The sequence below is a fragment of the Paenibacillus timonensis genome, assembly GCF_022427145.1.
Taxonomy (GTDB): Bacteria; Bacillota; Bacilli; order Paenibacillales; family Paenibacillaceae; genus Fontibacillus; species Fontibacillus timonensis.
Genome location: NZ_JAKSXN010000050.1, coordinates 31231 through 41750, shown reverse-complemented (window position 1 = coordinate 41750; position 10520 = coordinate 31231). Strand labels below are relative to the sequence as shown.

Below are 10520 nucleotides of genomic sequence, written 5' to 3'. Positions count from 1 at the left end.
TAGCCGGCCGGAATGAAAATTCCTGGCCGACTATTTCTATCGGTTAATCCTGCAGGAAAGCGCGCGGCGATACGTAGAGGAATCGCTCGCTTCTGGCCATCACATGGACTTTTTGCTCGGGAAATTGCTCGTACAAATAATCCACGAAGTAACCCGGTTTCTCCGCATTTACCGCAAACAGGTCATAATGCAACGGGATCACCGTGTCCACCGCGATTTCCCGGGCGAAATGCGCTGCCTCGCGGTAATCCATGTTGCCGACGATCCCGCGCTGCTGCCGGAAATAGTCCCGCCCGTTGATCGGCAACAGGGCGATGTCCGGCTTCAGGGCGCCGACCCGCTCGATTAATTCCGGAAAAACAATCGTATCTCCGGCGTTGTAGAGCGTCACGCCGTTTAACTCCAAGACGTAGCCGACAAACCGGGGGCAGCCTTCCGCATCCCGTTCCAGCTGTTCATGGGCCGCCGCGATCGGCGTCAATCGCAGCTTGGAGAATAGCTCCAGCGCCTGGCGATCATCAGCGGTTATCAGCCCGGAGGCCGGTATGCCCATCTCCAGCAATGCCGGCTTGCAGCTTGCCGGCGCTACGATCGGCGCCTTCGGGTTGTTGCGATGCAGCCAAGGCAGCGTCCTCGCGTCCATGTGGTCATCGTGTTCATGCGTTATAAGACAGAGATGGACGCCTTGAATCTCTTCCGGCGTTATGGGCGCAGGAAATGTGCGCCGCCAGTCGCCGCCGTCCAGATCGCCCGATACATAAGGGTCCACGTAAATGGTGATCCCGTCCCCTTTTACAATCACGCTTTCCTGGCCGAGATACCAGATGGCCAAGGTTCCGTATGGGGCTTCCGTCCGGGCAATCTCATGGATCAATGCGGCGCCTTTTCGTTGGTGTTCTGTCATTTGGTTGGAATACTCCTTGATCTTTAGGATCCCGCTACAATCGAACGTATGGTTTCCAGAGGCAGCTTCGGCTTGCGGTCATAGGTCAGCAGGCCGTTGATCTCCTGCTCCACGTCCGTAAACTGGGTATAGCAAAAGCCTTGAACCACCGGGGATTGCAGCATCGGTACGATAACATTCTGCAGGCGCAGCGCAAAATCCTCCTCATTTGCCGCTCCCGAGTACCCCCAGCCTTCCCATTCATTTACCTTATAGGAAATCCCGCCGAACTCCGTGACCAGAATCGGCTGCCCCTCGTAAGGAAAGCCGGGAACCAAGATCATCCGGTTGCCGGGCTGCGCGGTCAAGGCCGTTTCGACACCGGCGTACCGCTCGGCAAGCACCTCTTTGCGCCACTCGTAATCGTGGATGGTAACGAGATCGGTAGCGACCAGCTCCCATCCGTCATTGGAAATGACCGGCCGCGTCGGATCCAGCGATTTGGTCAGGTGGTACAGCGATAACGCATGGTGTTGCTGCTGCTTGTCGATCATAATGTTGGTCACGCCCCAGCTTTCGTTCAGCGGAACCCAAGCCACGATGCAGGGATGGTTGAAGTCCCGCTCTACGGCCTGCATCCACTCGCGCGTCATCCGGGCGACGTAAGGCTCGGTGAACCGGTAGGCATTGGCCATCTCTCCCCATACGAGCAGCCCCAGCTTATCTGCCCAGTACAAATAGCGGGGATCTTCGATTTTTTGATGCTTCCGTACTCCGTTCAGCCCCATTTCTTTCACCAGTTCCACATCTCGGCGTAAATCGTCGTCGCTAGGCGCGGTCAGCAGGCCGTCCGGAAAATAACCTTGATCGAGTACCAGCTTCATATAATAGGAACGATTATTTAAGTGCAGTTTGCCGGCTTCCACCGAAATCTTGCGCATTCCGAAATAACTCTGGACCGTATCCACGGCCGTACCGTCGACCAACAGCGTGAGCTCCAGGTCGTACAAGTTGGGTCTCTCCGGCGTCCACCAGCGCCCCAGGCCATGATCGTTAAAATCGTCCAAGTGAATGACCCGGCGTCCCGATTCATGACTCAAGGAGAAGCAATCCTCGGCGACGAATTCGCCGTTAAAAGTGATGACGGCTTTCATGCTGGCTTTAACTGAAGCGTTATGCCCCGACAAGAACACCTCGAGACCGATATCGTTTTTGTCGATGTCCGGAATGAGCCGAATCCGATCGATCCGCGTCTTTGGCACCGGCTCAAGCCAAACGCTTTGCCAGATCCCGGTCGTTCGCGTGTAAAAAATTCCCGCCGATTGATCTTCCCAGTATTGCTTGCCCCGCGGCAGGGAGACGTCGCGGCTGTAGTCCGTGGCCTTCACGACAAGAGTATTCTCGCCTTCGGCAAGCACATCCGTGATGTCGGCCGTAAACGGCGTATTCCCGCCTTCATGCAGCGCCACCAGTTGGCCGTTCACCCAAACTTTGGCCTCGTAATCGACGGCGCCGAAATGCAGCAGCAGGCGTCCGGCCTTGTAGGCCTCCGAGACGGCAAACGTTCTGCGATACCAGACCTGGTCATGCACGGCCGGATCGCCGATGCCGCTGAGCTGGCTCTGATAACAGAACGGAACGTTGATTTTCCGGCTGAAATCATGCCTTTCGTACCAAGCTTCTCTTTCGCCGATTCCTTGATCATCAAACTCAAACTCCCATTGTCCGTTCAGGCTCATCCACGCGTCGCGGACAAACTGCGGACGGGGGTATTCGTTGCGCAAATGTGGGTTTGTCATTTTTCCGCTCCTTTTAGTCTGCGTTAGATACTTTTGTTTTAATACATAATTTTTGTATCATTTAAGCTAAATATATCTGCGATCCTCCATTTTGTCAACGCTTTCAGCTGATTATATCAGTTGTATTGAGGGATTTTTATTTTACGAACTTTTTGTAATTAAATAGCCGCAAAACAAAAAAACCACCGTTTCGTAGAGAACCGATGGTTTTAGAGAAGGCTTATGAGGTTGATTACGTTTCGTCATCAAGCGTGTAGGCGACCTGGAGGACCAGATCCTGGTCGTAATCGCCAAACTGCTTCCCAAACAGGTTTACGCCGCCTTTGTGGACCGCATCCGGTTTGACACCGATCCGCACTCGCAAGCTCGGCCGTTGATCGAGCTGCAAATCGTTTATGGTGACGTCGGAGACCTTCTGCATGTCCAGTGTCGTTCGCTCGTGGTCGATCCGCCACGTTTTCAATAAACCGTATTGCGTCATCCAGTCTTCCCACCAGGTCGGATTTAAGGCACCGAGCCGATCCCCAAAATCACCGGGACTCGTCCACATGCCGATCTCGACGCCATTGACCCAAACGGAGATGTCCGAGGGCCAATCATTGTCGTAATTCGGCGCTTCCGAGCACATTTCCATCGACAGCTCCAGCGACTGGATTTTCGCATTCTGCGGAACTTCCAACGGGAACTGGTACTCCACGTACCCTTTACGAAACCACAGAATCTGCGCCGCTACGTGCTTAGGATGGTAGAAACTGGCCGGTTCGTCTTCCCGAACCAGCATGCCTTCGCTGGATGCCATGCCGCACGTAGGATGAACCTCGCAATCGCTGTAATGCCCGATCGGCATTTCAACCTCGTAGAACTTCATCCCGTCCTTCGACGTCCGAATGCTCGTGTTCAGCGAGATGAGTATATCATCGTAATTGCGGCTGCACACCTTCATCGCCCCGCGGACGGCCGGAAGCAATTCCGTATTGATCAGCTTGGCCGCTTCCAACACCTTGACGTTGTTCGCTACCGTCGACACCGGCAACTCCAGGGTTTCGGCAAGTTCAATGATATTCATGCTCCGCGTGTTAAGCAGGCGAAGAATGTCCACGCGGGAGCGCGTGGAGAGAGCGTGAGCCACCTGAACCAGTTTATCCGGTTCGTGTATACCGACTTCCAGCATAGGAACCTCCGTATCCGTATTCCCAAAAAATGATCTTACTTTCTTGACTTTACTACAAAAAGCTGTAATAAATCAATATTCATAAATTTTATCATTTTTCCAGGTTACCCAACGGCAGGATGTCGAAGACATCCAGTTCAAACTCCCCGCGATCCTTGGCGAACCGCAGCTTGTTCACCCCGTCCTTCAGCCGGATTCTCGCGGTGGACGCCCCCCAATTTTCCCACCCCTTCGGCAGGACGACGAGCGTCACGGGCGATTCCGAATTGACGCTTAATTCAACATAAGCCACTTCTCCGTCAGCGCTCCCGTTGGCCGTTCTTGCCAACAGGATATATTCTCCCGCCGTGGCTTGAACGGAGTACTCGGCATAGCTATCCTCCGATTCGAACCGCCCCACGGTTTTCCCTCCGGAGCCCGTGGCGCTCGTCCGCGTGGACACGCCAGATCCAAGCGTACCCTTTTCTGCTTCATAACGGGTACGCGCTGCCTCTCCGGAAGGCAAAGCCAACGGGATGTTCGGGTCCGCAGGAACGCCGAGATTCGGGGTGTTATCCTCGTTCCAGGTAAAAGGCTGCGCCCGCACTTCCCGGTTCCAGCCGGCGTCCTTATATTTCGCCACGTGATAAACGATCCAATCCTCCGTACCGTCGGGAGACGTGGTAAAGGAATGGTGACCTGGACCGTACAGCCCGTTGCCGGAGACGAAAATCGGCTCCTCCCTCTTGTGCCATGAGTCAGGATTCAGTAAATCGCTGCTTACCTCGGCCGTGATCAGTCCCAGGCAATAATCATTCGTCCAACTTCCGCTCGCCGAATAAACAAGATTAAGGGTCCCGTTTCGAACCGCCACTTGCGGACCTTCATTCACATGCGGCGAATGGTTGGTTTCCCATGCAAAGGTTGGCCGGGCGATTTCCACGCGTTCCGAATCGATCGTCCAGGGGTTGCTCATATGGGCGATGTATAGATTTTGACTGACATTGACGTCCCCTTCCCAACCGGACCAAATAAAATACAGCTGTCCGTCCAACTGCACCACCGTGCCGTCTATCGCCCAGCGGTTGGTCGAGTCGGTGATTTGCCCTTTTTGCTCCCACACTCCTTGGGTTGGATCGGCCGAGGTATTCTCCATCACGTACATGCGATGATTTACGTTGTCCCCGTCATCCATCGCGTAGTAGATATACCAGGCTCCATCGATATAATGAAGCTCCGGAGCCCAGATGCCGTGGCCGCCCGTCTGGATGACCCTCCGCGGTGCCGCATCCACGCCGGTCAGGCTGGCGGACCTCCAGACCGTGACGTCGCCGCCGGTCGTCTTCGTGAAGTAGTAATACCCATCCGTATGTCTGTATGCCCACGGATCAGCCCCTTCCTGCATCAAGACATTATAGAAATCCTCCCGCTCCGCGCCCCCGGCACCGGAACCGGCACACCCGACCTGGGAAACGAGAAGCAGGCAGATGGCGGGCAGCAGCGCCTTTCCGATTCTTTTCTTTTCCATCCTTATGCTCATCCTTTTATCGACCCGACGTAGACGCCTTTGACGAAATACTTCTGCAGGAACGGATACACGACCAAGATCGGCACCGTGGATACGACGATCGCGCAATATTTCACCAGTTCCCGGAACGCGGTCGAGCTCTGGGCGCTGTCGATGACGACGCCCCCCGCGCTGCCGATCGTCGTTGCCGTGGAGTCGTTGGCGACCAAAATTTCCTTCATTAACAGTTGCAGCGGGAACAACTCCCGATCCTTCAGCAGCACCATCGCGTTAAACCAGGAGTTCCAGTTCCCCACCAAGTAATACAGGAAGATAACGGCCAACGTCGCTTTGGAAAGCGGCAGGATCACGCGGATCAGAATGCTGGCCTGGCTTGCGCCATCGATGGTCGCCGCTTCCTCCAGCTCGGCCGGGAGCGACTGGAAGCTCGTTCTTAAAATGATAATGTTCCAAGTGCTCAGAGCCGTAGGCAAGATCATCGCCCACAGGTTGTTGTATAAATGAATATCCTTCATCAGCAAAAACCACGGAATCAACCCGCCGCCAAAGAACATCGTAATCGTAATCAGAATCATAATGAAATTCTTGAAATAGAGATCTTTTCTCGATAAAACGAAGGCGCCCATGATCGTCATGACCATATTAACCAGCGTGCCTAGTCCCACGTAGAGGATCGTATTTTTGTAACCGACCAGCAGGCTGTTGTCTTTAAAGACCAGCTTATACCCGTCCAGCGTGAATCCGAGCGGTTTCAGCAAGATTCCGCTATGCGCCATAAGAGCCGTCGGGTTACTGACCGAGGCTAGCAATATATGCAGCAACGGATAGAAGCAAATCAGCGTGATGGCGGTCAGCAAAATGTAGTTCATGGCGTCAAACACGCGATCCCCGGTCGTCTTCGGCTTCCAGTGTCGGTGCTTCAGTTTTTTGCGACTGGACATGGCCATCCCCCTTTCTACCATAAGCTCACTTCCGAAGTGCGCCGGGCAATTCGGTTCGTCGCCCACAGCAGCGCAAAGTTGATCACGGCGCTAAATAAACCGACCGCGGTAGAGAAGCTGAGACTGGCTTCCCTCAACCCTCTGCGGTAGACGTAGGAAGCGATAACGTCTGCCGTATCGTACGTGAGCGGGTTGTAGAGCAAAATAATTTTCTCGTATCCGGACGCCATCAGTCCGCCAATCGCAAAAATAAACAGGATGACGATGATGGGGGTGATTTGCGGCAGCGTAATATACCACATTTTTTTGATTCTGCCGATGCCGTCCATCTCTGCCGCCTCATATAACGCGGGATCGATCGAACTCATCGCGGCCAGATAGATAATGCTGTCCCAGCCGATGTTCTGCCAGATGCCGGAGAACGTATAAATCGGCCTGAAAAAGGAAGAGTACCCGAGAAGCGAGGTGTAGTCCTTGCCTGTGACCCACTCCGCGACCTGCGTCACGACCCCTTCATCCGCCGTGAAAATATGAATAATCCCGCAGACGACCACCAAGGAAATAAAGTGGGGCATATAGGTGATCGTTTGTACGGATTTCTTAAATTTTCCGTCGCGAATTTCATTCAGCATCAACGCCAAAATAATCGGCGCGGTAAACCCGAATACGATGCCCCATACATTAAGGAGAAGCGTATTTTTGATCACCCTCCAAAAGTACGGCCCTTGAAAGAAATCAATAAAGTGCTTAAACCCGACCCAGTCGCTTTCGGCAAATCCGAGCAGAGGCTTATAATCCTTAAAGGCGATGAGGACCCCCCACATCGGACCGTAGCAAAAAACGAGAAACCACGCGACCACCGGAATGGCCAGCAAGTAGACAAACCAGTTTTTCTTCAGATCTTTTTTGATCGTCTTTCTCGTATTTTTAAGTTTCGGGACTTCCGCGGCTGGATCGATTTGTCTTGATTTCCGGACGATCTCCATGAACGAATCACCTACTCTTCTTCCGAATTCTCTGAAACAATAACGAGGGGCCCAAGCTTTTACCCAGCCCGGTCACCCTCGTTATATTTCATGCTCTCTCTCAGGCCTTACTGCGATTATCTGCCGTTATAACGATCCAATGCCGCCTGATGAATGCTCAGGAATTCGTCCAGCCCCATCTTTTTGGCTTCCTCCAGGAACTTGTCGTACGCGTCCACCGGCAGCTCGCCTTTGATGATTTTGGCGAAATATTCGCCTCGAAGGGTGGACAACTGGTTGCCCAGCTCCGCTTCCCGGGAGGCTTCCTCTTTCGTAAACGAAATCGGAGGTATGGCCGCGCTCGTATCCATGTTCTCGGTCCAATTTTTCCGGATCTCCCCGGAGTAGCTCCCTTTAGCTACGATCAGCGGGTTGGAATTATGCTCGTCGCGAATGTCCGGCCAGCTGTGTCTGCGGTATTTATCCAGCGCAACGGCCACCGGTTGGCCGTCGGGATCGTTGTACATGTAGCTATTTTCCGGATAATAAGGTTTGCCGTTCTCATCGATCAGATGTACCGTGCCGTATTCGCCGTAGTTGTAGATTTCCCAACCCTTCTTGGTGTAGGCAAAGTCCAGCCAAGCCATCGCCGCTTCAACATTCTCGGCCTGGGTCGTAATCGCCGCTTCGGTCCCCGTTCGCTTGAAGTTCTTGTACGTCGTCGCTGCTTTATCCCCTTTGTTCAGCACCGGGTTCAGCGCTCCGACGAAGTCGATATTGTTCTGTTCCTTCCAATAGCTCCACATCGTATCGGGCGAATCCATCATGACGGCGGTCTTGCCCGAAATGGCGCTGGACATTCTTTGGTTGAAGTCGGCCGTCGCCCAATCTTTGTTCAGCAGCCCTTCTTTGTTCCATTGCTGCATCATCGTCAAATATTCTTTCGCCTTAGGTTGAGCCGGACCCCAGGCAACCTTGCCGTTGCTGTCCAAGAAGGTCCAATCCCACACGCCGTAAGCGCCGTTCAGGATCCCGGTAAAGATCTGACCATAGTTTGACCCGTAGTTAAGCGGCTCGCTGTAACCAACCTCTTTGGCTTTGGTCAGGAAGGTATGCCACTCGTCAATCGTTTCAGGTACCGGAAGCCCCGTTTTATCCAGCGCCTCCTGCTTGATCAGCATGCCGAACCACATCCATTCCGAATATGGAGCTATGCCATAGAAACCAAGCAGTTTGCCGCTATCGGTGACCGTCGTTTTTCGTCTCGTCTCATCGGAGTTCCGCCAAGCGGTATAGTTCGGGGCGTTTTTCTCCATCAAGTCGGTCAGATCCAAATACGCTCCATCGTTGACGCCCGCCTCGAAGCCCCCGGGATACCGGCCGGGCTCGATGATGATGTCCGGCAAATCGCCGGAAGAGATCATCAAGGTAAACGCATCCGCCTCTTGCCCCACGGGCGGAGTGATGAAGTTGACTTTAATCCCCGTCAGCTTCTCCACTTGCTTCTGGATCGCGTGGTTGTTCATATCCGGGATGTTGCGGTTCGCAGGCATCCAGACATCCAGCGTCACATCCCCTTTGAAAGGATAGGCGGAGTAGTCGTTCGGAATTTTCTCATCAAAAATATCGCCCAGATAGGTATCGTTTAATGTCGCATTCACTTCGCTGATTTGCTCCGGGGTCGGCGCCGTATTGCCGCGAATGTCCTTACTGATGTCCGTAAACGAGGTTTCGTTGTTCGGTTGCTCTTCGGAAACATTCTCCTGCTTATTGGCATTGTTCTGGGTAGCATTGTTCGAACCACCCCCGCTACATGCCGTAATCATCGAGACCGCAAGAATAAAAACGAAAAGAAATCCAAAAATACGTTTCGATTTGTTGTTCATATGATCCTCCCGTAGATTAATCTCAAAACTCAGCAACCCCCGATATTACCGCTTGACCTCATCGCCCCTTTCGGATCGGCCCAACCCCCTCCACCATCAAGGCAGTTACCACGAAGTGATATTATTGTTTTATTACAAATATTTTGTATATTTGCGTTGATTATAATCCCCGTGCGTCCCGATGTCAACGCTTTCATTCGAGTGTTTATCGATTTTTTTAAAGAAATCACATGATGTTTCAAATCAAACCTTTAGTTTCAAAAAAGTTGTAATTAAATTCACGCGTTTCGTTCTCCGGAAGGCCGCGGAATCGGTACGCCAACGCCGGTGGGTATCCCGAAATCCGGCATCCCGTTCGCTTTCCAGCCGAAGCTTTGGATTCTGGTACTGCGGGGAGAACCCGCCGAGCGTTGTTGGTGCGCCTCGGAATAATCGTAAGCGTGGTAGACGATCCAATCCTCGGAGCCGTCCGGGGAAACGGTAAAGCTGTTGTGGCCCGGCGCGTAGACCCCGGATGACGGATGCTTGGCAAAAACGGGCCCATCCTGCTTGATCCAGGACTTCGCGTCAAGCAGGTCCGCGGATTCCGGAATCCTCGTCATCCCAAGGCAGTAATCATCCGACCACGTCGCACTCGCCGAGAAGACCAGGTTAATCCACCCGTTACGCCGCAAGAAGACCGGTCCTTCGTTAATCGCCATCCCGCCTTGCTTCTCCCAAGGTTCCGTCGGGGCCGAAATCAGCACATTCGGACCTGTCAGCGTCCACGGATTGGTCATGCGGGCAGCATAAATCGCCGAACCGTAATCGGGAAAGTGGCCGTAACCGGAATAAAAGAAATACAGCTCCCCCTGATGCTGGATCACGGTTCCGTCGAGGCCCGGAACTTCCGTGTTCACCGCGCTTTTAAAACACCACTCGCCGTTCATCGGATCATCACCCGTAAGTTCAAGTACGCAGATGCGTCTTGTGTCGTCCCCGCCGCCGTCGTTGGCGGTATAATAGATGTACCAGCGCCCATCGATGCGGTGCAGCTCCGGCGCCCATAGGTTGCGGGAAAAAGGTCCGTTCGGCTCAGGAACCCAGACCGTCTTCGGTTGAACCTGACCGAGTCCGGTCAGCGTTTGGCTATGCCAAAGAGCGATGCGATCTCCTAAAGTGACCGACATATAGTAGCTTCCATCGGGATGCCGAATAACCCAAGGATCGGCACCTTTTGACAAAATCGGGTTTAAAAATGTACCTTGCTCCATGTTCTTCCTCCTAAATTCGACCTGCGTCTGAAAGACTAATAAAATATTTGTTTTATTACAAACATTTTATTTGGTTTTCATCAACATAATCCCTTCTCCGGTGATTGTCAACGTT

8 protein-coding genes are annotated in these 10520 nt (G+C 53.2%); all 8 read right to left on the bottom strand.

What is annotated here, in order from left to right; all coding sequences use genetic code 11:
- Nucleotides 1-43: 43 nt before the first annotated feature.
- Nucleotides 44-904 carry an MBL fold metallo-hydrolase gene (locus tag MJ257_RS18420; protein WP_240270610.1) on the bottom strand — a complete coding sequence of 287 codons (861 nt, stop codon included), beginning with the start codon at nucleotides 902-904 and terminating at the stop codon, nucleotides 44-46.
- A 23-nt stretch (nucleotides 905-927) separates the two neighbouring features.
- Nucleotides 928-2682 (bottom strand): glycoside hydrolase family 2 protein, encoded by a 1755-nt coding sequence (locus MJ257_RS18415; RefSeq protein ID WP_240270609.1) that lies wholly within the window; start codon nucleotides 2680-2682, stop codon nucleotides 928-930.
- Between the two features lie 232 nt (nucleotides 2683-2914).
- Entirely contained in the window at nucleotides 2915-3853 is a 939-nt protein-coding gene (locus MJ257_RS18410; protein ID WP_178018762.1) for an ArsR/SmtB family transcription factor, read from the bottom strand.
- 91 nt (nucleotides 3854-3944) lie between these two features.
- A complete protein-coding gene (locus MJ257_RS18405; RefSeq protein ID WP_240270608.1) occupies nucleotides 3945-5360 on the bottom strand; it encodes a family 43 glycosylhydrolase in 1416 nt (471 codons plus the stop codon).
- A gap of 8 nt (nucleotides 5361-5368) precedes the next feature.
- On the bottom strand, nucleotides 5369-6301 hold the full coding sequence (locus MJ257_RS18400; protein ID WP_240270607.1) for a carbohydrate ABC transporter permease: 933 nt from the start codon (nucleotides 6299-6301) through the stop codon (nucleotides 5369-5371).
- Between the two features lie 14 nt (nucleotides 6302-6315).
- Entirely contained in the window at nucleotides 6316-7287 is a 972-nt protein-coding gene (locus MJ257_RS18395) for an ABC transporter permease (RefSeq protein WP_178018756.1), read from the bottom strand.
- A 116-nt stretch (nucleotides 7288-7403) separates the two neighbouring features.
- The gene (locus MJ257_RS18390) at nucleotides 7404-9152 is read right to left on the bottom strand and encodes an extracellular solute-binding protein (RefSeq protein ID WP_240270606.1); all 1749 of its coding nucleotides are present in this window, start codon (nucleotides 9150-9152) and stop codon (nucleotides 7404-7406) included.
- A 278-nt stretch (nucleotides 9153-9430) separates the two neighbouring features.
- Nucleotides 9431-10405 carry a glycoside hydrolase family 43 protein gene (locus MJ257_RS18385; RefSeq protein ID WP_240270605.1) on the bottom strand — a complete coding sequence of 325 codons (975 nt, stop codon included), beginning with the start codon at nucleotides 10403-10405 and terminating at the stop codon, nucleotides 9431-9433.
- Nucleotides 10406-10520 lie beyond the last annotated feature (115 nt).